This window comes from Nocardia bhagyanarayanae (genome assembly GCF_006716565.1).
Lineage (GTDB): Bacteria > Actinomycetota > Actinomycetes > Mycobacteriales > Mycobacteriaceae > Nocardia > Nocardia bhagyanarayanae.
In genome coordinates, this window is record NZ_VFPG01000001.1 from 3,407,327 (window position 1) to 3,431,788 (window position 24,462).

The window sequence follows — 24,462 nt, forward strand, 5'->3', positions numbered from 1 at the left end:
AGGTGCTATCTCGCCAGGGCTTCGACGGCCAGGTGGCGGCGACGATACTGGCAATCGAGCACTGCGCGCAGCGCGGGCTGCTCCGCGGCGAGCTCGAGGTAGGCCTCGACGGCGGATTGTCCCTGCGTCATGGCCTGCTCCATTTTGACGTCCAAATGGAGCTGCCACCGGTATTTCAAGGCGAGCAGCACCCCCTCCGGACCGCCGAACAGCCGATCCAGCCCCGGGATTCCCGTGAACAGGTCGGGACTTTCCGGATCGACCGCGGCGCGGGCGAGCACGGTGTGCACGATTTCGGTCCGAGCGTGTTGTTCTTCCCAGGACATGACATCGGCCTTTCGTGAGGCGTCCGCCGCACCGCCGTCGGGCCGCACGACGAGATCGCAGCCAACGCTACGGCGGGGACGGCCGGGTGTCGTCGTGCCGAGGACGCGAATCGATCTCCTACCGCGGTAGGAGGCGCGGACCGTTCCGGGCACGATGCGTCGGCGCACGTCGGCCGACTAGCCTGACAAGATGGATGTGACGCAGGCCATCCCTCCGCCCGCTGGCGCCCGACAGGCGGTTCCGTTCCGGGAGCGCGGGCGCGTGCGGGACCGGCTCGCCGCGTTCGCGCGCGATCCGATCGGCACCTTCCAGCGAAGTCTGACGGAGCTGCCGTTCGACTATCCGCCGAAGGTGATCGTCATCGCCGACATCGCGACCTTCGTGATCGGCGTCGCGGCCACCGTGCAGCGGCACGCCTACTTCCCGACCGCGGTGCCGCTGATCGCCATGCTGTTGCTGTTCCTCTCGGTCCCGGCGTTCTGCCTGTTCGGCGTGGTGCCCAACCCGGCCACCCTCGGGCTGTGCGGGATGGGCGCGGCGGCGTTGTTCCTGCTGCAACCGGTCGCGGCGGATTTCGCGCCGTTCGTTCTTGTCATCGTCGTCGGCGAGGTCGCGGCGCTCGCGTCGGTGCGGGTCGGCGCCGCGGTGGCGGTGGGGGCGATCGCCGAGCTGGTGGCCTTCGACATCGCGGGCAACGTGCTGTGGAGCGCCGACACCGAACGCTTCTCGGGCCTGCCGATGTACGGCATGGGCATCGTGCTCGGCTTCATGTGCGGGCTGATGCTCCAGTACCAACGGCGGTTCCTCTACCGGGAAAGGCACTACCAGGACATGCGCGCGGCCCAGGCGGCTGAAGAAGAGCGGCGCAGGATCGCCCGCGAAGTCCACGACGTGATCGCGCATTCGCTGAGCATCACGCTGCTGCACCTCACCGCCGCGCGGCACGCGCTGGAGACCGATCGCGATGTGGACGAGGCGGTGGAGGCCCTGGTCGACGCCGAACGACTCGGCCGCCAGGCGATGGCCGACATCCGGCGCACCGTGGGACTGCTGGACAAACGACCCGCCAAGCTGGCTCCGGAACCGAGCGTCGGCGATATCGAGGATCTCGTCGGCGATTTCGTGCGCGCCGGACTCGACGTGCGCTACCGGTGCACCGACGACCTGTCCCCGGTGACGGCGGCGGTGGGCCTCGCGCTCTACCGCATCGGCCAGGAGTCGCTGGCCAACGTGGTCAAGCACGCGCCGGGCGCGACGGCGACCGTCCTGCTCACGGTGGACGACGCCACGGCGGCGCTGACGGTGGTCAACACGCTGCCCGCCGGACTGCCCGCGCAGCGCGGCAACGGGATGGGCCTGTCCGGCATGTGGCAGCGCGCCGAACTGCTCGGCGGACGGCTGACCGCCGGACCCGCCGAGGACGGCTGGTCGGTGCGCGCCGAGTTCCCGCTCGTCGCGTCCAAGGCCTGGCTGCACTGTCCGCTGCCCGGCCTGTTCCTCGACGCCACGACCGCCGTGCGCGAGGGCGTGACGCCGCCCGAGCAGCCGCCCTCGCTCGGCGCTCCGGCGTGGCGCACCATGCGGGAGGGCGCGTGACGGCCGCCGCCCCCGACACGGACGCCATCGCCGTCCTCGTCGTCGACGATCAGGAACTGGTGCGCGGCGGACTGCGCCGGATCCTGCGCCGCCGCGACGGTTTCCTGGTGACCGAATGCGCCGACGGTGACGAGGTGCCCGCCGCGGTGGCCGCCGGCAAACCCGACGTGGTGCTGATGGATCTGCGCATGAAACGCGTGGACGGCATCGATGCCACCCGCCTGCTGCGCGCCACCGAGGGTGCGCCACCGGTGCTGGTGCTCACCACGTTCGACGACGACCAGCTGCTGTCCGGCGCGCTGCGCGCGGGCGCCGCCGGTTTCATCCTCAAGGATTCGCCCGCCGAGGACCTGATCCGCGCGGTGCGGATGGTGGCCGCGGGCGGTGCGTGGCTGGACCCGTCGGTGACCGGCCGGGTGCTGTCCGCCTATCGAACCGTCCGTCCGGTATCCACTCGGGCCGACAGCAGACTAGCGGATTTGACCGCGCGCGAGTACGAAGTGCTCGAATTGATCGGCCGCGGTCGCGCGAACGCGGAAATCGCCAGGCAGCTGGGCATCTCGGAAGTCACCGTGAAAAGCCATGTCGGACACATATTCGGCAAGCTGGACCTGCGAGATCGCGCCGCCGCGATCGTCTTTGCGTTTGACCACGGGGTGGTCTCACCCGGAGAATCCACTCTCTAACGGGCAACCCGGAGCAGTGGGTCGCCGCCCGGGATGTGGAGGTTGCACGGGGTGGACGGACCTGGATGGCGGGTCGGCAGTCGGTTCGGGCCGTACGAGTTGCGCTCGCTGCTGGGTAAGGGGGGAATGGGCGAGGTCTACGAGGCCTACGACACGGTCAAGGACCGCGTCGTCGCGGTCAAGTTGCTGTCCGAGGAACTCGCCAAAGACCCGGTGTACCAGGTGCGTTTCCGCCGGGAATCGCAGGCCGCCGCCCGGCTCGCCGAGCCGCACGTCATCCCGATCCACGACTGGGGCGTGATCGACGGCGTCCTGTTCATCGACATGCGGCTGGTCAACGGTGTCGACCTGCGCACCATCCTGCGCGGGCAGGGGCCGATGAGCCCGGAACGCGCCGTCTTCCTCATCGAACAGATCGCCGCCGCGCTGGACGCCGCGCACGCCGACGGCCTGGTGCACCGCGACGTCAAGCCCGCGAACATCCTGGTCACCGACGCCGATTTCGCCTACCTCGTCGATTTCGGCATCGCCCACACCGAGGGCGACTCGGCCGTGACCCAGGTGGGCATGGCGGTCGGCTCCTATATCTACATGGCGCCCGAGCGTTTCGACGTCGGCCCCGTGACCGGCCGCGCGGATATCTACTCGCTGGCCTGTGTGCTGCACGAATGCCTCACCGGGGCAACACCCTTCCCGGCGGCGAGCATGAGTGTGCTGATCAAGTCCCATCTTTCCGATCCGCCGCCGCGCCCGAGCGCCGAGCGCCCGGGCATCGCGCCCGCTCTCGACGACGTCATCGCCCGCGGCATGGCGAAGGATCCCGCCGACCGTTTCGCGACCGCGACCGAGTTGGCCCGCGCGGCCCGCGCCGTGGTGGGCTCGGCGTCGCCCGCCGCGACCGGGCCGACGTTCGTCGTGCGCGCGCCCGACCCGTCGAGGTTCGGGAAATCGGATCCGACCGTGCGCGGGGCGGTTCCGCCGGAATCCACCGGGGAGCTATCGGTGCCGGCGGTCATCCACCCCACGGCGCCGACCGAGATCCGTCCCGCCGACTTCCAATTCACCCCGCTCCCGCCGCAGCAGCCGCAGGCGCCGCAGGCGACCGGACCGTTGCCGCAGGTGCGCCCGTTTCCCGACGCGCATCTCTACCCGGAATCCCAGCGGTACGCCGAACCTCAGTACGGCGAGAGCCAGTACGCCGAAACCCAGTTCAACCAGGCCCAATACGCGGAGCCGCAGTATCCGGCGCCGCAGTACACCGCGCCGGAGACGCAGCGCTACCCGGTGCCGGAGGAGCGGCGGCCCGCGCCGGAGACCCAGCGCTATCCGGTGCCGGAGACGCAGCAATCCGCACCGGAAACCCAGCGTTACCCGTTTCCGTCGACGCCCGAATCGCAGCAAGCAGCGCCGGAAACCCAGCGCTACCCGGAATCGCCGTTCGCCCCGCCGCCCCAGCCGCGGCACGGCGCGCAACCGGTCCCGCAGCCGACCTACGCCGACCACGTCGCGCAGGGCGAACCGTATCCGCCGCACGGGTACGGCGCCGACGCCTACGACGCCCGATACGCCGGACCCGATCCCTACGCGCCGCAGGAGCGGCGCGGGTCCGTCGTGCTGCCCCTGCTGTTCGCAGTGCTGGTGATCGTGGTGGTCACCGTCTCGGGCGCGGTCGCCTGGCAGGCGATCGGCTCGCGCGATTCCGGCATCGACAACGCCGCCGACGGCAGGACCGATGTGTCCCTGACCTCGGCGCGCGCGCCGAGCGCGACCGCGACGCCCGCCGCGCCCAAGACCGCCCCGACCTCGACGTCCGCGACCCCGGTCCGGCTACCCGACGGTGCGACGCCTTGCGGCGCCACACAACCGTCCGGAGCCTTCGCCAGGGCCGCGATCGGCAACGCGGTCACCAGTTGCCCGTTCGCGGAGGAAGTGCGGAGGGCCTACTCCGCGGCGGGAAGCGCGGGCGGATCCCGGTCGGTGGTGGCGACGAGCCCGGTCACCGGCCGGACCTACACGATGAATTGCGCAGCCGAAGGCCAGCTCGTGGTCTGTACCGGCGGTGAGAACGCGGTGGTTTATGTTTACTGATCGAATCGGGCGCCTCGGTAAGGCGCTGGGTGCCTGCACGCTCGCTCTGGCGTTGCTGACCTCGTGCGGCGCCGACTCCAGTGGGGACGCCGCCGAGGCGACGACCATCACCGAAGCGGCATCGCGCAGCGATCAGATGAATCTGGAATTCACGCTGCCCGGCACGCTGGCGGCCGGATTCCAGGAGTTGCGCGCCGGTGTGCGCGGCCGCTTCGGCATGGCGATCATGCCGGTGGGCGGTAAAGAACGAATGCTGACCTTCGGCGACTGGACCACCGGGCCCGCCTGGTCGACCATGAAGGTGCCGCTGGTCATCGCCGCGCAGCGCCGTAATCCGTCCACCTCGACCTACGCGATGACGGCCGCGATCACCTCCTCCGACAACGCCGCCGCCGACACGCTCTGGCAGGGTCTCGGCAGCCCGCAGGAGGCGGCCAAGGCCGTCGAGGCGGTGCTGCGCGAGGGCGGCGACAGCACGACCGCGGTGCCCGCGACGCGCAGCCGCGCCGAGCACTCGGCGTTCGGCCAGGCGGAGTGGTCGCTGACCGAGCAGGCGCGGTTCGCCTCGCGGCTGCCGTGCCTGCCGGAATCGGAGACGGTGCTGGAACTGATGGCCGAGATCGTCCCGAACCACCGCTGGGGTCTCGGCGCCTTCCGCGGCGCGGAGTTCAAGGGCGGCTGGGGGCCGGACGCCTCCGGCGACTACCTGGTACGTCAGTTCGGCATCATCGACGGCCCGACCGGAAAGATCGCGATCGCCTTTGCCGCCCAGCCCGATTCGGGCGCGTTCTCGGACGGCATGAATGTGCTCGACAAGATGGCCACGCTCGTCTCCGAACACCTCGACGAACTGACCGGCGGCAAGTGCCCGTCCTGACCCGCGCGGTGAATGCGGCGCTGAGCGGGACGTAACCCAGGGTTCACGGGGGCGGGGCTGCCAGGCCTCGCCGAGCGGGGCAAGATATCGGCCATGCGCATCGGAGTCTTGACCGGAGGCGGGGACTGTCCAGGACTGAACGCGGTCATCCGCGCCGTCGTTCGCACCGCGAACGGACGGTACGGAGACGCGATCGTGGGCTTCCAGGACGGCTGGCGCGGCCTATTGGAAGACCGCAAGATCAACATCCTCAACGACGACCGCACCGACCGGCTGCTCACCAAGGGCGGCACCATGCTCGGCACCGCACGCACCAATCCCGACACACTGCGCGCCGGGCTCGGCCAGATCAAACAGACGCTCGACGACAACGGCATCGAAGCACTCATCCCCATCGGCGGCGAGGGCACCCTCACCGCCGCCAGCTGGCTGGCCGACGAGGGCGTCCCCGTGGTCGGCGTGCCCAAGACCATCGACAACGACATCGACTGCACCGACGTGACGTTCGGCCACGACACCGCACTGAGCATCGCCACCGAGGCGATCGACCGCCTGCACACCACCGCCGAATCGCACCAGCGCGTGATGCTGGTCGAGGTGATGGGCAGGCACGCGGGCTGGATCGCGATCAACTCCGGCATGGCCGCGGGCGCGCACCTTACCCTGGTGCCCGAGGTCCCGTTCGACGTGGACGAGGTCTGCGCCATGATCAAGCGCCGCTTCCAGCGCGGGGACAAGCACTTCATCTGCGTGGTGGCCGAGGGCTCGCATCCGGCGCCGGACTCCGGCTTCGCGCTGCGCGAGGGCGGCATCGACGAGTTCGGGCACGAGCGGTTCACCGGTGTCGCCCAGCAGCTCGGCGCCGAGATCGAACGTCGCATCGGCAAGGAGGTGCGCACCACGGTGCTCGGCCACGTCCAGCGCGGCGGCAGCCCGACTCCCTACGACCGCGTGCTGGCCACCCGGTTCGGGCTGCACGCCGCCGAGGCGGTGCACGCCGGGCAGTTCGGTCAGATGGTCGCCCTGCACGGCACCGCGATCGGCCTCGTACCGCTCGCGGAGGCGACCAAGCAGCTCAAGCGGGTGCCCGCCGACCGCTACCGCGAGGCCGAGGCGTTCTTCGGCTGACACCCGTCCGCGCGGCAATTACCCTGGCCGCCATGGGTCTTGCCATCGACGATCTGCCCGCCGACACCGCCGCCGTGCTGCGCCGCCGGGCCCGCGCCGCCGAACTCCCCGTCGCCGCCTACCTGCGCGCGGAGCTCGTCGCGCGGGTCGGTGCGCGCGCACCGGAGGATGCCGTCGTCGAGTTCCTCGAATCGGAAGGGCGCGACACCGCGCCCGAGATCGATGCGGACGCTTCGGCGCTCGTCACGGTCTACGACCTGCCCGCCGAGACGCTGACCGTGCTCGGCAGACGGGCCCGCGCCGCCGGATACCCGCTCGGCGACTACGCGCGGCGAGAGCTGATCGCCTCGGCGCGGCGTAGCACGGTCGAGGACGCGATGCTCGAGTTCGGCCAGGTCGCGGACCATGGGCTGGACATGGCGGCGGTCGCGGCCGCCGTGCGGTACGCGCGCGGGGAGTGATCGTCTTCCGGGATTCCCTGGAGCCCAGATCATTCCCGCGGCGTACGGTGCGTGCGACTCGCGGTTGATCCCGATCCGCGGGCGTCGTGGGTACTGTCGCTGCATGCGTACCGGTCGAGTGCTCGCCGTGGTCCTGTTCGTGGTCGCCGCGCTGGTGGCGAGCTGCACCGAGGAGTCCAACCCGCCGGAACCCACCACCGGTGACTGGCACGGCGCGATCCAGATCCCCGGCCAGCCGCTGGACATCGGGGTGACCTTCGCGGGCGACGGCACCGCCACCATCGACATCCCGCAGCAAGGCGTGCGGGACGAACCGCTGAAAGACGTGAAGTCCGATCGGACCGGCGTCTCCTTCGCCATTCCGGACGTCCCCGGCGATCCCGTGTTCAAGGGCGGTTACGACGCGGGCTCCGACCGGATCAGCGGGGATTTCACTCAGTTCGGCCAGTCGTACCCGCTGACGCTCGAGCGCGGCGCCGTCGCTGGGCTGGACCGGCCGCAGGAGCCGAAACCGCCGTTCCCGTACCGCTCGGAGGACGTGAGTTACGCCAGCGGCGACATCACCGTCGCGGGCACCCTCACGAAACCCGAAGGCGCCGGAGCGTTTCCGGCGGTGCTGCTGGTCACCGGCAGCGGACCGCAGGACCGGAACGAAGAACTGATGGGCCACAAGCCCTTCCTGCTGCTCGCCGACACCCTCACCCGCGCCGGCTACGCGGTGCTGCGCACCGACGACCGCGGCGTCGGAGGCACCGGCGGCGATCTGGCGCAGTCGAACTACACCGAGCTGGCCGACGACGTCGCGGCGGGCGTGAACTACCTGCGCGGCCGCCCCGACATCGACCCGGCGCGCGTCGGCCTGCTCGGCCACAGCGAGGGCGGCTACCTGGCGCCGATGGTCGCCGCGCGGCCCGACAGCGGCGTCGCCTTCGCGATCCTCATGGCGGGACCGACGGTGCCCGGCGGCGATGTGCTCATCGAACAGACCAGGGCGATCCTGGCCGCCAATGGCGTGCCGCCCGAGGAGATCGACAAGCAGGTGCGCGACACCACCGAGATGGTGGCGCTGCTCAAGGCCGGTGATCTGGCCGGGGCCAAGGACTTGGCCAAGCGCAACAACGCCGCGCTGCCCGAGAGCGAGCGGGTGCCCGACGACCAGGTCGGCGCCGAGATCACCCCGTACTTCGCCGCGCTGATCGCCCACGATCCCGCGCCCTCGCTGTCCGCGCTGCGGATTCCGGTGCTCGCCTTCTTCGGCGAGAAGGATCTTCAGGTCCTCGCCACCCAGAACGAGCCGCCCGCCCGTACCTTGCTGGCCGCGGGCCCGGACGCCACCGTGCACGTCTTCCCGGGGCTCAACCACCTGCTGCAGCCCACCCAGACCGGCCTGCCCAGCGAGTACACCGCCATCGAGACGACCATCGATCCGCAGGTCCTCACCTACGTGACGAACTGGCTGACCCAGCGGTTCCCGCCGAAGTGATTCGGCGGAACCGAACCGCGGAGGTCGGCGCGGTGTCCACCGACCTCTTCCCTAAACTGATCGGCATGAGCACAACCACCGTCGAGCTGATGGACTACAGCGACGTCATCGCCCGGTTCGAGCCGGTGCTCGGCATGGAGGTCCACGTCGAGCTGTCCACGGCGACAAAGATGTTCTGCGGCTGCGCCACGGAATTCGGCGCGCAGCCCAACACCCAGGTGTGCCCGGTGTGCCTCGGGCTGCCCGGATCGCTGCCGGTGGTGAACCAGCAGGCGGTGGAGTCGGCGATCCGCATCGGCCTGGCGCTGAACTGCTCGATCACCCCGTGGGGCCGGTTCGCGCGGAAGAACTACTTCTACCCCGACCAGCCGAAGAACTACCAGATCAGCCAGTACGACGAGCCGATCGCGACCAACGGCCACCTGGACGTGGTGCTCGACGACGGCAGCACTTTCCGGGTGGACATCGAGCGCGCCCACATGGAAGAGGACACCGGCAAGTCGGTGCACGTCGGCGGCGCCACCGGCCGCATCCACGGCGCGAGCCACTCGCTGCTCGACTACAACCGTGCGGGCGTGCCGCTCATCGAGATCGTCACCAAGCCGATCACCGGCGCGGGGGAACGCGCGCCCGAGGTGGCCCGCGCGTACGTGACCGCGCTGCGTGATCTGCTGAAGGCGCTCGACGTCTCGGACGTCAAGATGGAGCAGGGTTCGCTGCGCTGCGACGCCAACGTCTCGCTGATGCCCATCGGCGCCACCGAATTCGGCACCCGCACCGAGACCAAGAACGTCAACTCGCTCAAGAGCGTCGAGGTCGCGGTGCGCTTCGAGATGCGCCGCCAGGCCGCCGTGCTCGCCGACGGCGGCAGCATCGTGCAGGAGACCCGGCACTTCCACGAGACCGACGGAACCACCTCGCCGGGACGCCGCAAGGAGACCGCCGAGGACTACCGCTACTTCCCGGAGCCGGACCTCGAGCCCATCGCGCCGGACGCGGAGTGGGTCGAGGGACTGCGCGCCACCATCCCCGAGTACCCGTGGCTGCGCCGGGCGCGGATCCAGGCCGACTGGGGCTGGTCGGACGAGGTCATGCGCGACGTGGTGAACGCGGGCGCGCTGGACGCCATCATCGCCACCGTCGAGGCGGGCGCGCCGCCGAACGAGGCGCGCTCCTGGTGGGTCAACTACCTCACCGAGAAGGCCAAGGAGCGCGAGGTCGGCCTCGAGGACCTGCCGATCACCCCGGCGCAGGTGGCCGAGGTGACCAAGCTGGTCGAGGCCAAGACCGTCAACAGCAAGGTCGCCAAGCAGGTCGTCGACTTCGTCCTCGCGGGTGAAGGCGAGCCCGCCGCGATCGTCGAGGCCAAGGGTCTCGGCATGGTCAGCGACGACAGCGCGCTGCAGACCGAGGTCGAGAAGGCGCTCGCCGCCAACCCCGACATCGCCGAGAAGATCCGCTCCGGTAAGGTCCAGGCCGCGGGCAAGATCGTCGGCGACGTCATGAAAGCGACCCGGGGACAAGCCGACGCCGCGCGCGTCCGCGAACTCGTTCTCGCCGCCTGCTCCTGATCGAACACACCGCGCCGCCCGCAACCGTTGGTAGCGGGCGGCATGGTCGTTTTCGAGCACCGCGGCGCGGCCTGCGCACGCTCGTGCTCAGGGGCGCGCCGTACGTCGGTCAGTCCGGTCCGGTGCCGCTGGCGCTCTGCGGCGGGATGCGGACGACGCGGTCGTCGTTGGGGCCGGGTTGGCCGTCGGTCTTGTTGACGGTGCCGACCCAGATGTTGCCGTCGGGTCCGACCGTCGCGCCGCCGAGCTGGCCGTAGCGGTCCTGGGCGAGCAGGCTGGGGGCCGCGGTCACGGCGTGGGTGTTCTCGTCGGTGGCGGCGATGGCGAGCGCCTTGGCGTAGGTCAGCGAGACCGCCACACCGTCGGCGGCCGCCGCACAGCCCGCGACGCCGGGCCGGTCCGGCCAGGTCCACGCGACGCTGATCGCGCCGTCCGCGCCCAGTCGTTGCAGCCGGTCCTCGACGGGGGTGCGGTCGGTGAACCAGACGTTGTCCTTGCCGTCGCGGCACAGATCGCCCGCGACGCCGATGCCCGAGGCCGCGACCTCCGGCGCCGCCGCACCGCCCGGCGCGGGGGAGTTCACCCGCAGCAGCTTTCCGGCCAGCGAGGAGGGGGTCGAGGCGAGGCCGGGATTGCCCGCGTCGCCGGTCAGTACCAGCAGCCGGTCGGGGCTCGCCCATTCGATCGCGCCGTGATTTCCGCTGGCGCCCTTGGGGATTCCGGTGAGGATGTCCTTGGGCGGCCCACCTTCGGCGATCCGGACGACCCGGTTGTCGCTGCCCGTGGTGATGTACGCGTAGATCAGCCCGTCTTCGCGGTAGGTCGGGGAGAGGGCGATGTCGCTGAGTCCGCCGTCGGCCGAGCCGTCCACGTCCAGGCGCGCGATCTCGATCGGCGGCTGATCCGGATCGACCACCTTCAGGATGCGCCCGGTGCGGCGCTCGGCGACCAGCGCGCCCTCGGCAACGCCGACCATGCCCGCGGTGGTGTCCAGGCAGGTCGCGACCACCGCCGGGTCGGGGTCGATGCAGGGCCCGCTCGGGCGGGTCGTCGACGGCGGCGCCTGCTTCGGGGACTTGGGGTCCGCGGGTTCGAACGTCGGCTCGGGGGTGAACGGGCTCGACGCGGAATCGTCGAACCTGGCGCATCCGGCCAGCAGAGCGGATCCGAGCGCCACACTCATGGCGAGACGCCCCACGACAACCAACCTCATGCCCCAGACGTTACGGAAATACCGTCGCCCGCGCCGCTCCCGGGGGGCGTGTTGACACGCCGTCGGGCTTTCGACTCCCCTATGTCGCGCGGCGCGACATAGGGTGTGAACCCGTGAGCGACAAGCCGAATCAGCTTCCCACCGGCCCGGTCACGGGCGAGCAGCCCGCCACCGGCCGTCAACCGGTGACCAGCCCGTACGATTCGCCGACCCAGCAGCTCCCCGTGGTGGACGTGACCAAGCCGCGTCCCGCCGACGTGCCGCGCACCGACGACGAGCTCGGCCTCGATCCCGACGTGCCCAGTGTCGAGCAGACCAAGGCCGGCGAGCCCGCGTACTCCTACGCCAGCATCCCGCCCGCCGCCAATCCGCCGAACGAGCCGAGCAAGGCGGTGCGCCGCCGCACGGCCGAAAACCGGCGCGGCACTTTGAATTTCGGTTTGTTCCTGCTCCGGCTGGTGATCGGCGGCACCTTCATCTATCACGGCTTGCAGAAGCTCACCGGCTGGTTTCACGGCCCCGGCCTGGACGGCACCCGCGACATGATGGCCGACGGCGGCTGGGACCACCCCAGTCTCGCCACCGTCCTCCTCGTCGCGGGCGAGCTCGGCGGCGGCATCTTGCTGATCCTCGGCCTCGCCACCCCGCTCGCCGCGGGTGCGGTGCTCGCCGTGATCCTCACCGCGTGGGCGTGGAAGCAGGGCATGATCCCCGGCTTCCAGTACAAGGGCTCGGTCCCCTCCGGCGTCGAACTCGAGACGATCCTCGCGGGCACCGCCGCCGCCCTCATCCTCACCGGCCCCGGCCGCTGGTCCCTCGACCGCAACCGCGGCTGGTCCACCCGCCCCGCCTGGGGCTCCTCCGCCGCCCTCCTGGCCGCCCTCCTCGCCGCCGCAGCCACCTACTGGTACCTCCACGGCGGCAACCCCCTCACCGGCATCGGCCCCTTCGCCTGAACCGGCCCAAGACACAGACATGCGGAAGGCCCCCGGCGCGAAACCGGGGGCCTTCCGCGTTCAGTTCATGCGTAGAAGAGTCTGGTCAGAGGTTGTGGCGGCTGGACTGGTCGCGAGCCCTATTTCGGAGCGCCAGCACCTTCCGCCTTCATGGTCCACCGGATCGACCCATCCGCTGAGCGGCGGTATGAGCAGACCGAATCGCCGTCGCGGTTGGAAAGTCAGTCGTGAAACAGGTCCCGGACGTCGGTGACCACCAACGCCCGATCCAGCCAGGTGAGCAGCATCTCCCGATCGGTGCAGGCCGCGATGCGGTCGTGAGCCTCTGCTGAAACCTCGACACCGCGGCGCTCGAGCACCCGGAGAATGCTCCCACATACACCTTCGGCGTGGCCCTCGGCATGCCCCTCGGCACGCCCTTCGGCGCGCAGGCGCTGGGAGCTTTCCGAGCGGAAGAACGTCAGGTCCAACGACATCAGCTTCCTCCAGGTGTGGCGGCCAGGCTGGGTTCCGAACTCACGGTGGCCCCGGTGCGAAACCGGGGCCACCGTCGTGTGGGCGGTCAGGGGACGCGGCGGACGGCGCCCTTGTCGGCGGAGGTGGCGAGGGCGGCGTAGGCGCGGAGGGCCGTGGTGACGGGGCGCTCGCGGTTGGCGGGCTGCCAGGGGCGCTCGGAGGCTTCCATCTTGGCGCGGCGCTCGGCGAGCACGGCGTCGTCGACGAGCACTTCGAGGGCGCGGGTGGCGACGTCGATGCGGATCTGGTCGCCGTTCTCGATGAGAGCGATCACGCCGCCGCTGGCCGCCTCGGGGGAGATGTGGCCGATCGAGAGGCCTGAGGTGCCGCCGGAGAAGCGGCCGTCGGTGATCAGCGCGCACTGCTTGCCGAGGCCGGAGCCCTTCAAAAACGCGGTGGGGTGCAGCATTTCCTGCATGCCCGGCCCGCCGGCGGGCCCCTCGTACCGCACGACGATCACGTCTCCGGGCTTGATCTGCTTGCCGAGGATGACCGACACGGCCTCCTCCTGCGATTCCACGACCACGGCCGGGCCCTGGAAGGAGAACAGGTCCTCGTCGATGCCCGCGGTCTTGAGGATCGCGCCGTCCGGCGCGATGTTGCCGCGCAGCACGACCAGACCGCCCTCGACGGTGTAGGCGTGCTCCTTGTCGCGGATGCAGCCGCCCACGGCGTCGGTGTCCAGCGAGGACCACCGGTTGTCGGTGGAGAACGGCTCGGTGGTGCGGACCCCGCCTGGCGCGGCGTAGAACAGCTCGACGGCCTCGTCGGATGCCTTGCCGGAGCGGATGTCCCAGGTATCGAGCCACTCGTCGAAGCTCGCGGTGTGCACGGTGGTCACGTCGGTTTCGAGCAGCCCGGCGCGGCGCAGCTCGCCGAGGATGGCGGGGATGCCGCCCGCCCGGTGCACGTCCTCCATGTGGTAGTCCGAGTTGGGCGAAACCTTGGACAGGCAAGGCACTTTGCGGCTGATCTCGTCGATGGTGCCCAGATCGAAATCGATCTCGCCCTCCTGCGCGGCGGCGAGGGTGTGCAGCACCGTGTTGGTGGAACCGCCCATCGCCACATCGAGCGTCATCGCGTTGCGGAACGCCTTCGCGTTGGCCACGTTTCGCGGCAGCACCGAGGCGTCGTCCTCGCGGTACCAGCGGTTGGCGATGTCGACGATCACCCGGCCCGCCTTCTCGAACAGCGCGCGGCGCGCGGCATGCGTGGCCAGCGTGGACCCGTTGCCGGGCAGCGCGAGACCCAGCGCCTCGGTGAGGCAGTTCATCGAGTTGGCGGTGAACATGCCGGAGCAGGAACCGCAGGTCGGGCAGGCGCTGCGCTCGACCTCGTCCAGTCCCTCGTCGGTGACACTGCTGTTGGCGCTGGCCGAGATCGCGGTGACCAGGTCGGTCGGCGCCTGGGCGACACCGCCGACCACGACGGCCTTACCGGCCTCCATCGGACCGCCGGAGACGAACACGGCCGGGATGTTCAGCCGCATAGCGGCGTTCAGCATGCCCGGAGTGATCTTGTCGCAGTTGGAGATACACACCAGCGCGTCGGCGGTGTGCGCGTTGGCCATGTATTCGACCGAGTCGGCGATGATCTCGCGCGAGGGCAGCGAGTAGAGCATGCCGCCGTGGCCCATCGCGATGCCGTCGTCCACCGCGATGGTGTGGAATTCGCGCGGCACGCCGCCCGCGGCGCGGACCGCCTCGGCCACGATCTCGCCGACGTCCTTCAAATGCACATGGCCAGGCACGAACTGGGTGTAGGAGTTCGCGATGGCGACGATCGGCTTGCCGAAGTCGGAGTCGGTGAGGCCGGTGGCCCGCCACAGCGCGCGTGCGCCTGCGGCGTTGCGTCCGGCGGTGGTGGTGCGTGAACGAAGCGGTGGCATGGGTGGTCCTCGAAGGGGTCGCGGGGGCTGTGGTGCGACTGCGCGGAGTTCGCTCGGCGTGCCCGGAACTCGCTCGGCGGCTGTTCCACGGTACTCCCGGGGGTGCCGGGCCGATCTCGCCGGTCGCGGTAGTCGATGTGTCGCGCGTCGCGTGTACGTCGTGTCGCCGCGGATGGTGGTCGTCGGCGCGGACGGTGTCATCGAGTGTGTGTCGGTACCCGAACCGTCCAGCCGCGCGGGCGGTTGTCCGTCGTCGGCGCGGCTACGCCAAGACTAGCGCCGCGTGTCCAGCCGATATTCCGAAGCGCCGGGAGCACCCAGTGCGCGAGCGGATCTCGTACCGTCCGCGAACTCCCAGGCCTGCGCACGCCGTGTCGTCTGAGCGACCGTCCACCGCGGCATTCGCTCCGGCCGTACGCACCTCCGCGTTCGCTCTGGGCTCGAGCGTGCCGCGGACGGACTCCGGCCTACGGCGCTTTCAGTCGTCGGACTTGCGATCCTTTTCCGCTGCCTCGGCCGACTCCGCGCCTTCGGTCGGCCCCTCGCTCGCGTCTCCGGCCGACTCCGCGCTCGCCCGCTCCTCCGCGTCCCGCTCGGCCTCGGCCGCCGCGGCCGCGCCGAACAGATCGGGCAGCCGTCCCTTCGACGCGGCGATCAGCGTGCGCAGCTGGTCGTAGCTCACCGCGGGCAGCCGCACCTCCGACTCGTCGGTCAGGTGCGCGCGCACGAACCCGCGCTTGGGAATGCTCACACCCTTGATCTGGTCCCAGTCGATGTGCCGCGAACCGAAGAGCGTGCGCAGGTCCAACCCGGCGTCGGAGACGACGGTCCGGGTGCGCGCCACCCAGGCGGCCACTACGACGGGCAGCACCAGCAGCCACCACAGGGCGGCGGGCCAGCCGACGAAGAACAAGAACACGCACAGCGCGAGCACGACCACGCCGAGGTAGGCGAGCGGCTGAATGCGGATGACCTTGGCCTCCGGCCGACCCGTATCCGATCCCGACTCGGAGGTATGGGACGATTTAGCCGGTGGCACGGACTGATGCGGTGATGACACACCACCATCCTCGCATCCTGGTAATCGGACACAAGCAACCACTGGAGTCCCACATAATGGGACGCACTGGGTCATCTGTTTGACTCATCGCTTCACGCCCGCTTAACGTCGTGCGCGTGAATCGAAACGAGTTGCTCGTAATCGGCCGGCGCGTCCAGCGTTGAGCCTGACTACCTAGGTCGAATACGTCAGCTCGCGTTGCGACGCGCCACCCTCGAACAGCCATGCGCTGGTCGGGGGCTTTTTTGTGTTCGGGCAGTTTCCGGCGCGGTGGGTCGCGAAGACCGGCCGTGTCCAGCACAGCAGTGTTGTCCGGGGTCAAGAACGACAAGTTAGGAAACGAAGACGGTGAGCGCACCAACCGCACGGCCCGGGCCCTCGGCCCGCAGGTCAGCGCCTTCGGCTACTCAGCAGGCATCGCCCGCTGGCAACCCGACGACCACGGCGAACCGCCGCCAGGTCCCGCCCGAGCGGGTCACCGGCGCGCAGTCTGTCGTCCGGTCGCTCGAGGAGCTCGGCGTCGACACCGTATTCGGCATTCCCGGCGGCGCGATTCTCCCGGTGTACGACCCGCTCTTCGACTCCACCAAGGTCCGCCACGTGCTGGTGCGCCACGAGCAGGGCGCCGGTCACGCGGCCACCGGTTACGCGCAGGCGACCGGCAAGGTCGGTGTGTGTATGGCCACATCCGGCCCCGGCGCGACCAACCTGGTGACGCCGATCGCCGACGCCCAGATGGACTCGGTGCCGATCGTCGCGATCACCGGTCAGGTCGGCCGCGGCCTGATCGGCACCGACGCCTTCCAGGAAGCCGACATCTCCGGCATCACCATGCCGATCACCAAGCACAACTTCCTGATCACCGACGGCGCCGACATCCCGCGCATGATCGCCGAGGCGTTCTACCTGGCCGCCTCCGGCCGTCCGGGCGCGGTGCTCGTCGACATCCCGAAGGACGTGCTGCAGGCGCAGACCACCTTCAGCTGGCCGCCGGAGATGCGGCTGCCCGGCTACCGTCCCGTCACCAAGCCGCACGGCAAGCAGGTGCGCGAGGCCGCGCGGATGATCATGGAGGCCAAGGCCCCCGTGCTGTACGTGGGCGGCGGCGTGATCAAGGCCGACGCCTCGGCCGAGCTGCTGGAATTGGCGGAGCTGACCGGCATCCCGGTGGTCACCACCCTGATGGCGCGCGGCGCGTTCCCCGACAGCCACCAGCTGAACATGGGCATGCCCGGCATGCACGGCACCGTGGGCGCGGTCGCGGCCCTGCAGAGGTCGGACCTGCTGATCACCCTCGGCGCCCGCTTCGACGACCGCGTCACCGGTCAGCTGGACTCGTTCGCGCCCGGCGCCAAGGTGATCCACGCCGACATAGACCCGGCCGAAATCGGCAAGAACCGCCACGCCGACGTCCCGATCGTTGGCGACTGCCGTGAGGTCATCACCGAGCTGATCGAGACCCTCAAGGCCGACCCGGCCGCGGGCGAGGCTCCGCTGCTGGACATCTCGGAGTGGTGGTCCTACCTGGACGGCGTGCGCAAGCAGTACCCGCTCGGCTGGACCCCGCCGAAGGACGGTTCGCTGTCGCCGGAGTTCGTCATCGACGCGCTCGGCCGCCTGGCCGGGCCGGAGGCGATCTACTGCGCGGGCGTCGGCCAGCACCAGATGTGGGCCGCCCAGTTCATCAAGTACGAGAAGCCGCGCACCTGGCTGAATTCCGGTGGTCTCGGCACCATGGGCTACGCCGTCCCGGCCGCCATGGGCGCCAAGATGGGCGCGCCGGAGAAGGAAGTGTGGGCGGTCGACGGTGACGGCTGCTTCCAGATGACCAACCAGGAGCTGGCCACCTGCGCCGTCGAGGGCGTGCCGATCAAGGTCGCGCTGATCAACAACGGCAACCTGGGCATGGTCCGGCAGTGGCAGACCCTCTTCTACGAGGAGCGCTACTCCAACACCGACCTGGGCACGCACACCCTGCGCATCCCCGACTTCGTCAAGCTGGCCGAGGCGCTGGGCTGCCACGGCATCCGCGTGGAGAAGGAAGAGGACGTCGAGGCCGCGATCCGCGAGGCGCAGTCCATCAACGACCGTCCGGTGGTGATCGATTTCATCGTCGGCAAGGACGCCCAGGTGTGGCCGATGGTCGCCGCGGGCACCAGCAACGACGAGATCATGGCCGCTCGCGGCATCCGCCCGCTGTTCGACGAGGACGAGCAGGCCGCCGAGCCCGCGGTGATCCACGAGGCGATGGCGCACGACAAGAACAAGGGGACCGACGCATGAGCAGCACCCACACCCTGAGTGTCCTCGTGGAGGACAAGCCGGGCGTGTTGGCGCGGGTGGCGAGTCTGTTCTCGCGCCGCGGGTTCAACATCGAGTCGCTCGCGGTCGGCGGCACCGAGATCCCGGAGATCTCGCGCATGACGATCGTCGTGACGGTCGAGGACCTGCCGCTCGAGCAGGTCACCAAGCAGCTCAACAAGCTGGTGAACGTCATCAAGATCGTCGAGCAGGACGCCGACGCCTCGGTGGCGCGCGAGCTGATCCTGGTCAAGGTGCGCGCCGACGCGAGCGTGCGCACCCAGGTGATCGAGGCCGTGCAGTTGTTCCGCGCCAAGGTGATCGACGTTTCGCCGGACGCGCTGACCATCGAGGCGACCGGAACCCGGTCCAAGCTGGACGCGCTGCTGCGCATGCTCGAGCCGTACGGCATCCGCGAGATCGTGCAGTCGGGTGTCGTGGCGGTGGGTCGCGGACCCAAGTCGATCACCGCGACGCGCTAGACAAACAGACCTATCAAGAATCACTAGAAGGGAAACCAAGTGGCAGTCGAGATGTTCTACGACGACGACGCCGACCTGTCGATCATCCAGGGCCGCAAGGTCGCTGTCATCGGCTACGGCAGCCAGGGCCACGCGCACTCGCTGAGCCTGCGCGACTCCGGCGTGGACGTCCGCGTCGGTCTCGCTGAGGGTTCCAAGTCTCGGGTCAAGGCCGAGGAGGCGGGTCTGACCGTCGGCACCCCGGCCGAGGTCTCCGAGTGGGCCGACGTGATCATGGTGCTCGCGCCCGACACCGCGCAGGCGTCCATCTTCACCAACGACATCGAGCCGAACCTGAAGGACGGCGACGCGCTGTTCTTCGGCCACGGCCTGAACATCCACTTCGGCCTGATCAAGCCCCCGGCGAACGTCACCATCGGCATGGTCGCGCCGAAGGGCCCCGGCCACCTGGTGCGTCGCCAGTTCGTCGACGGCAAGGGCGTTCCCGCGCTCATCGCGATCGACCAGGACCCGAAGGGCGAGGGCCAGGCGCTGGCGCTGTCCTACGCCAAGGGCATCGGCGGCACCCGCGCGGGCGTCATCAAGACCACCTTCAAGGAAGAGACCGAGACCGACCTGTTCGGTGAGCAGGCCGTGCTGTGCGGTGGCACCGAGGAACTGGTGAAGACCGGTTTCGAGGTCATGGTCGAGGCCGGTTACGCGCCGGAGATGGCCTACTTCGAGGTGCTGCACGAGCTGAAGCTGATCGTCGACCTGATGTACGAGGGCGGCATCGCGCGGATGAACTACTCGGTGTCCGACACCGCGGAGTTCGGTGGCTACCTGTCGGGCCCGCGGGTCATCGACGCCGACACCAAGGAGCGGATGAAGGCGATCCTGAAGGACATTCAGGACGGCACCTTCGTCAAGCGTCTCGTCGCGAACGTCGAGGGCGGTAACAAGGAGCTCGAGGGTCTGCGGAAGAAGAACGCCGAGCACCCGATCGAGGTCACCGGCGCCAAGCTGCGCGGCCTGATGAGCTGGGTCGACCGGCCGATCACCGAGACCGCGTAATCGCCGTACGCACACGACGGCCCGGCACCTGGTTGGTGCCGGGCCGTTCTGTTGTCAGCCGGTACTAGCTGCTACCGAAGAAGCCGCGCGGCCAGCCCCAGTGGCCGTTGCCGTGCCAGCCGTTGTTGTGCCAGCCGTCGCAGCGATCCCACTGGTTCCAGTCGTTGTCCCAGAAATCCCAGCCCCAGTTCCCGTGGCAATCCTTGGGGTGGTGGTGGCGGACCTCGGTGATGGTGGGGGCGCCCGGCTCGGCCGATGCGGGTACGGCCAAGGCGGCCAGAGGTATTGCGGCGACCGCGCCTGCGACGGCCACTCGGGCCAGCATGCGTCCGGTCGCGGACTTGCGTGTGGTCGACAACGTGAATCCTTTCACTCTGCGGCGAACCGCTCGCTCGCCATCCCCTCGCGGAGATCCGTCCGCCTGAGCTGGGCGGACGGGTCGGGATAGGACGTGCCGTCGTCGTCGCGGGAATGCGACCCCCTGGACATACCGCCGCGTCGGCGACCGCACGCCTACACTCTGCACCACTCGGGCCGAAAGGTCACTGGGCGATCGGCATTCGAGAAAAGTTTCAGCCTGAAGTACTACGCCGATCGGGGGATACCCTGAGGGCGCGGCCGGGGTTGCGCCCGGACCGGATGCGCGCAGGCATTGGGCCGCAGTGGCATCCATCGCTTGTCCGGCGTTCGGCGAGCTGTGCCGCTGACGAAGTTCTTTGTCGGCCAAGCAATTTTCGAGCAACTGCGATCGCTTGCGGACTGGTCCGTGCCGGGCTCCGGACGCGCCGCCGGGTCCTGCGAACCTTGCCACCCTGTCTGCAGCGCATCAAACTGGGCAAATGACGATCTCGTCCGCCGCTGCCCAAGGGTCGGCCGGCGCCTCGTTCGGACGCGCGGCGCGCAAACGGGTCCCGCGTTCCGCGCTCGGCGCCTGGCGGGCTCCGGCCGACCGCATCGATCCGGTTACCGTCCTGGAACGCCAGGCCGCCACCCGCGTCCCGGAGCTCGTGCCCATTCGCTACGCGCGGATGGCCGCGGGTCCGTTCCCGTTTCTGCGCGGCGCGCCCGCCATCATGGCCGCCGACCTCGCCGCGTCGGAGATCACCGAACTGACCGTGCAGCTGTGCGGCGACGCGCACCTGTCGAACTTCGGCCTGTTCGCCTCGCCGGAACGCTCGCTGGTGTTCGACCTGAACGATTTCGACGAAACATTGCCCGGTCCGTTCGAGTGGGATGTGCAGCGCTTGGTCGCCAGCGTCGCGGTGGCCGCGCGCGCGAACGGGCGTGCCGACACCGACGCCGAACAGGCCGTACTCGCCGCGGCCCGCGGCTATCGCGAGTCGATGCGCAGGCTGGCCAGGCTCGACGGGATGACCGTCTGGTACGAACGGGTCGACGCCGACGAAGTCGCGGCGTTGATTCGCAAACCCAAGCGGCGCAAGAGCGTCGAGCGGACCCTCGACGCGGCCCGCGCCCGCACCAGTTTGCAGGCGCTGGCCAAGCTCACCGAGCCCGACGCCGACGGCATCCCGCGCATCCGGCACCATCCGCCGTTGGTGACGCCGTTGGCGGAGCGGGAAGCGAACGCTGTCTCGGCGGTGTTCGCCGACTACCGCGGCAGCCTGCCGGAGGAGCGCCGCGTCTTGCTGGACCGGCACCGGCTGGTCGACGTCGCACGGAAGGTGGTGGGCGTCGGCAGCGTCGGCACCCGCTGCTTCATCGTCCTGCTCGCCGACCGCGACACGGCGGGTCCGCTGTTCCTCCAGGTCAAGGAGGCCGAGGAGTCCGTGCTCAGCCCGCATCTCGCGCCGAGCCGGTTCCGGCACCAAGGTCACCGGGTGGTGCACGGCCAACGACTCACGCAGGCGGCCAGCGACATCTTCCTCGGCTGGGCCACCGGACCCGAGGGGCGGCACTACTACTGGCGCCAGCTGCGAGACATGAAGGGCTCCGCGGTGATCGAGAACATGTCCCGCCCGGTGCTCGCCGACTACGCCAGGCTGTGCGGGCAGAGCTTGGCGCGCGCCCACGCCCGCTCCGGCGATCGCGTCGCCATCGCCGCCTACCTCGGCACCGGTGACGCGTTCGACCGGGCGATGGTGGAGTTCGCCCTCGCCTACGCGGATCAGACACTCCACGACCACAAGGCGTTGCTCGCGGCGATCGAGACCGGTCGCGTGCGCGCCGCCGCGCCCGGGACGTGAGAGCCGCCTGGCCCGGCGCGTGAAATCGGCTGCTGATCCGAGCGCCTGAGGACCGGGTCCGTCCGTGCGAGCGACGCCGTGACGCCCTTCTACACTGGCTACCGATGAGTAGGTTTTTCGATTCGGTCGACCAGGTGGCCCGGCGTCTCACCGACGCGGGCTACCTGCCGTCGCTGGACATCGCCACGGCCGTGTTCCTCGCCGGGCACCTCGGCAAGCCGCTGCTGATCGAGGGTCCGGCGGGCGTCGGCAAGACCGAGCTGGCCAAGGCCGTGGCCGCGGCGACCGAGGCGGAACTGATCCGCCTGCAGTGCTACGAGGGCATCGACGAGGCGCGCGCCCTCTACGAGTGGAACCACGCCAAGCAGCTGCTGCGCATCACCGCCGCCGACAGCGCGGACTGGAACCGAACCCGCGATCACGTCTTCACCGAGGAGTTCCTGCTCGACCGCCCGCTGCTGGCCGCCATCCGCAACCCCGACCCCACCGTGCTGCTCATCGACGAACTCGACAAGGCCGATGTCGAGCTGGAGGGTCTGCTGCTCGAGGTGCTCGGCGACTTCCAGGTCAGCATCCCCGAACTCGGCACCGTCACCGCGGTCCGCAAGCCGTTCGTCATCGTTACCTCCAACGCCAACCGGGACCTGTCCGAGGCGCTGAAGCGGCGCTGCCTGTACCTGCACATCGACTACCCGACGGCCGAGCTCGAGCGCGCGATCGTCCGGATGAAGGTGCCGGAGCTGGACGAGGCGCTCGGCGAGCCGGTGGTGCGGGTGGTCGGCGCGCTGCGCGAGTTGCCGCTGCGCAAGGCGCCGTCGATCGCCGAGACCGTCGATTGGGCGAAGACTTTGGTCGCGTTGGGGGCGCGGAACCTGACCAACGGGGTGGTGCGCTCGACGCTCGGCGTGCTGCTGAAATACCAAGCCGACCACCGGATCGCGGTCGAGCGGCTGGCGTTGTCCGAACCGGAGAGCGACCGGCGATGAACGGTTGTGGCGCCGAAGCCGTTGTCCGACAACGTGTGGAGCCGGTTGGTCGAATCGCCGTCAGCGGCCGGAGATTCGTGGCTTCGAAGCGAGGCGGGACCTTCCGTACGCTAGCGGGCGGTCCGCAGCGGAAAGGGCGGGCAGGGTGAGTGCGTCCCCTCGACACGACTTTCGACCCGGGTCGAGCGAAACGCTGACCGATCGTCTCGTCGACTTCGTCGGCCTCCTCCGTGAACACGGAATCCACGCGGGCCCCAGCGAAACCGTCGACGCCGCGTCGGCGATCGTCGCTCTCGGCGTCGAGAACCGCGAACGCCTGCGCTCCGGTCTGGCCGCCTGCCTGCTGCGCCGCAACGGCCAACGCGCCGTCTTCGACCAGCTCTTCGATCTCTATTTCCTGACCGCCGAACGGCCAGAGCCCGCAACGGTTCCCGAGTCCGTCGAGACGCTGCGCGAACGGCTCGCCGCGGCGCTGGCCGCCGACGATCAGGCCGCGCTCGCCGAACTCGCGAGCCAATCCCTCACCGAGCTGGGCGGTTACGGCGGCGCGGGCGGCGCGGGTCAATCGTCGCGGCCCGTCACCACCGCGTCGGGTGCCGGTTGGTCTTCGTACCAGACCATGAAAGCCCTTCGCCCGGAAGAACTTCTGGATCGTGTCGTCGCCGGCATGGGTGGCGCGGGCGAACTCGATTCCGCCGTCCACACCATCGAGGCCCAACGCAGGCTGCGCTCGTTCCGCACCGCCGTCCAAACCCAGGCCCGCCTCCGCTCCGCCGACCTACGCGGCACCGACTACATCGCCCGCCGCGGCGTCGAAACGGCAACGGACCGAATCGATTTCCTCGGTGCCCGCGAACAAGACCTCGCCGAGATGCGCCGCCTCGTCAACCCTTTGGCCCGCAAACTCGCGACCCGCCTCGCAGCCCGCCGCCGCAAGGCCGTCCGCGGCCAGATCGACATGCGCCGCACCCTGCGCCGCTCCATGGCCACCGGCGGCGTCCCCGTCGACCCGGTGCTGCGCGCCCGCAAACACGGCCGCCCCGACCTCGTCGTCCTCGCCGACCTCTCCGGCTCCGTCACCGGCTTCGCCGAGTTCACCCTCCAACTCGTCCAAGCCCTGCAAGACCAATTCAGCAAAGTCCGCAGCTTCGGCTTCATCGACACTTGCGACGAGATCACCGGCTTCTTCACCCCCGGCGAACCACCGCAGCCCGGCCTCTCCGCCCGAATCATCCGCGAGGCCAGCGTCTCCCGCTTCGGCAGCAGCAACTACGGCGAAGCCTTCCGCACCTTCGCCGACACCCAGCTCGACATCCTCGGCCCCCGCACCTCCCTCCTCATCCTCGGCGACGCCCGCACCAACCGCACCGACCCGAATCTTGCTGCCCTGCAAGCAATGACCGACCGAGCCAAACACGCCCACTGGTTGAACCCCGAACCCGCCCGCTCCTGGTCCACCGGCGACTCCGCGGCATCGACCTACGCCGAGCACGTCACCATGCACGAGTGCCGCAACGTGCGCCAGCTGACCGAGGTAATCTCCCGCCTCTCCTGCGTAGTGCTGTAACCGGGGTCGCGCGACGTCG

21 protein-coding genes are annotated in these 24,462 nt (G+C 69.8%); 15 read left to right on the plus strand and 6 right to left on the minus strand.

The genetic code is table 11. The features are described 5' to 3' along the window. Positions 1 to 5 precede the first annotated feature (5 nt). On the minus strand, positions 6 to 326 hold the full coding sequence (locus FB390_RS14370; protein ID WP_141809409.1) for a hypothetical protein: 321 nt from the start codon (positions 324 to 326) through the stop codon (positions 6 to 8). Between the two features lie 190 nt (positions 327 to 516). Here FB390_RS14370 and FB390_RS14375 point away from each other — a divergent pair, with 190 nt between their 5' ends. The 8 genes from FB390_RS14375 to gatB all read left to right on the plus strand — a co-directional run bounded on the left by FB390_RS14375 (position 517) and on the right by gatB (position 10,217). Beyond that, positions 517 to 1,923, plus strand: a complete 1,407-nt coding sequence (locus FB390_RS14375) for a sensor histidine kinase (RefSeq protein WP_141809410.1) — start codon at positions 517 to 519, stop codon at positions 1,921 to 1,923. After that, the gene (locus tag FB390_RS14380) at positions 1,920 to 2,609 is read left to right on the plus strand and encodes a response regulator (RefSeq protein WP_141809411.1); all 690 of its coding nucleotides are present in this window, start codon (positions 1,920 to 1,922) and stop codon (positions 2,607 to 2,609) included. Before FB390_RS14375 ends, FB390_RS14380 begins: the two co-directional genes overlap by 4 nt. Before the next feature lie 51 nt (positions 2,610 to 2,660). Further along, complete coding sequence (locus FB390_RS34855) at positions 2,661 to 4,697, plus strand: serine/threonine-protein kinase (RefSeq protein ID WP_425465864.1); 2,037 nt, start codon at positions 2,661 to 2,663, stop codon at positions 4,695 to 4,697. Continuing rightward, the gene (locus FB390_RS14390) at positions 4,687 to 5,574 is read left to right on the plus strand and encodes a serine hydrolase (RefSeq protein WP_246124018.1); all 888 of its coding nucleotides are present in this window, start codon (positions 4,687 to 4,689) and stop codon (positions 5,572 to 5,574) included. The genes FB390_RS34855 and FB390_RS14390 overlap by 11 nt, the downstream gene beginning before the upstream one ends. A 93-nt stretch (positions 5,575 to 5,667) precedes the next feature. Further along, positions 5,668 to 6,702, plus strand: a complete 1,035-nt coding sequence (locus tag FB390_RS14395) for an ATP-dependent 6-phosphofructokinase (RefSeq protein ID WP_141809412.1) — start codon at positions 5,668 to 5,670, stop codon at positions 6,700 to 6,702. A 32-nt stretch (positions 6,703 to 6,734) separates the two neighbouring features. Then, positions 6,735 to 7,163: a hypothetical protein gene (locus FB390_RS14400; RefSeq protein WP_141809413.1), complete on the plus strand. Its 429-nt coding sequence runs from the start codon at positions 6,735 to 6,737 to the stop codon at positions 7,161 to 7,163. A 103-nt stretch (positions 7,164 to 7,266) separates the two neighbouring features. After that, the gene (locus tag FB390_RS14405) at positions 7,267 to 8,646 is read left to right on the plus strand and encodes an alpha/beta hydrolase family protein (RefSeq protein ID WP_141809414.1); all 1,380 of its coding nucleotides are present in this window, start codon (positions 7,267 to 7,269) and stop codon (positions 8,644 to 8,646) included. A gap of 65 nt (positions 8,647 to 8,711) precedes the next feature. Beyond that, positions 8,712 to 10,217, plus strand: coding sequence for an Asp-tRNA(Asn)/Glu-tRNA(Gln) amidotransferase subunit GatB (gene gatB / locus FB390_RS14410; protein WP_141809415.1), 1,506 nt, complete (start codon positions 8,712 to 8,714; stop codon positions 10,215 to 10,217). A 109-nt stretch (positions 10,218 to 10,326) separates the two neighbouring features. Here gatB and FB390_RS14415 read toward each other — a convergent pair whose 3' ends face one another. Continuing rightward, a complete protein-coding gene (locus FB390_RS14415) occupies positions 10,327 to 11,430 on the minus strand; it encodes a PQQ-dependent sugar dehydrogenase (protein WP_141809416.1) in 1,104 nt (367 codons plus the stop codon). A 113-nt stretch (positions 11,431 to 11,543) separates the two neighbouring features. Between FB390_RS14415 and FB390_RS14420 the strand changes: the two genes are divergently transcribed. Beyond that, positions 11,544 to 12,386, plus strand: coding sequence for a DoxX family protein (locus FB390_RS14420; RefSeq protein WP_141809417.1), 843 nt, complete (start codon positions 11,544 to 11,546; stop codon positions 12,384 to 12,386). A gap of 221 nt (positions 12,387 to 12,607) precedes the next feature. Here FB390_RS14420 and FB390_RS14425 read toward each other — a convergent pair whose 3' ends face one another. The 3 genes from FB390_RS14425 to FB390_RS14435 form a co-directional block, all read right to left on the minus strand. Further along, complete coding sequence (locus FB390_RS14425) at positions 12,608 to 12,862, minus strand: hypothetical protein (protein WP_141809418.1); 255 nt, start codon at positions 12,860 to 12,862, stop codon at positions 12,608 to 12,610. A gap of 86 nt (positions 12,863 to 12,948) precedes the next feature. Next, positions 12,949 to 14,790 carry a dihydroxy-acid dehydratase gene (gene ilvD, locus FB390_RS14430; RefSeq protein WP_141809419.1) on the minus strand — a complete coding sequence of 614 codons (1,842 nt, stop codon included), beginning with the start codon at positions 14,788 to 14,790 and terminating at the stop codon, positions 12,949 to 12,951. 478 nt (positions 14,791 to 15,268) lie between these two features. After that, entirely contained in the window at positions 15,269 to 15,850 is a 582-nt protein-coding gene (locus FB390_RS14435) for a PH domain-containing protein (protein ID WP_141809420.1), read from the minus strand. A gap of 348 nt (positions 15,851 to 16,198) precedes the next feature. Between FB390_RS14435 and FB390_RS14440 the strand changes: the two genes are divergently transcribed. The 3 genes from FB390_RS14440 to ilvC are packed head-to-tail and all read left to right on the plus strand — an operon-like array spanning position 16,199 to position 19,686. Beyond that, entirely contained in the window at positions 16,199 to 18,133 is a 1,935-nt protein-coding gene (locus FB390_RS14440; RefSeq protein WP_141809421.1) for an acetolactate synthase large subunit, read from the plus strand. Further along, the gene (gene ilvN, locus FB390_RS14445) at positions 18,130 to 18,633 is read left to right on the plus strand and encodes an acetolactate synthase small subunit (RefSeq protein ID WP_067781857.1); all 504 of its coding nucleotides are present in this window, start codon (positions 18,130 to 18,132) and stop codon (positions 18,631 to 18,633) included. Before FB390_RS14440 ends, ilvN begins: the two co-directional genes overlap by 4 nt. A 51-nt stretch (positions 18,634 to 18,684) precedes the next feature. Further along, a complete protein-coding gene (ilvC, locus tag FB390_RS14450; RefSeq protein ID WP_185757241.1) occupies positions 18,685 to 19,686 on the plus strand; it encodes a ketol-acid reductoisomerase in 1,002 nt (333 codons plus the stop codon). 64 nt (positions 19,687 to 19,750) lie between these two features. On the opposite strand, the gene FB390_RS14455 is transcribed toward ilvC, so the two are convergent. Continuing rightward, positions 19,751 to 20,044 carry a hypothetical protein gene (locus FB390_RS14455; protein WP_141809423.1) on the minus strand — a complete coding sequence of 98 codons (294 nt, stop codon included), beginning with the start codon at positions 20,042 to 20,044 and terminating at the stop codon, positions 19,751 to 19,753. A 481-nt stretch (positions 20,045 to 20,525) separates the two neighbouring features. Here FB390_RS14455 and FB390_RS14460 point away from each other — a divergent pair, with 481 nt between their 5' ends. The 3 genes from FB390_RS14460 (at position 20,526) to FB390_RS14470 (ending at position 24,443) form a co-directional block, all read left to right on the plus strand. Further along, complete coding sequence (locus tag FB390_RS14460; RefSeq protein WP_141809424.1) at positions 20,526 to 21,890, plus strand: DUF2252 domain-containing protein; 1,365 nt, start codon at positions 20,526 to 20,528, stop codon at positions 21,888 to 21,890. 104 nt (positions 21,891 to 21,994) lie between these two features. Then, entirely contained in the window at positions 21,995 to 22,876 is an 882-nt protein-coding gene (locus tag FB390_RS14465; protein WP_141809425.1) for an AAA family ATPase, read from the plus strand. 145 nt (positions 22,877 to 23,021) lie between these two features. Next, the gene (locus tag FB390_RS14470; RefSeq protein WP_246124019.1) at positions 23,022 to 24,443 is read left to right on the plus strand and encodes a vWA domain-containing protein; all 1,422 of its coding nucleotides are present in this window, start codon (positions 23,022 to 23,024) and stop codon (positions 24,441 to 24,443) included. Positions 24,444 to 24,462 lie beyond the last annotated feature (19 nt).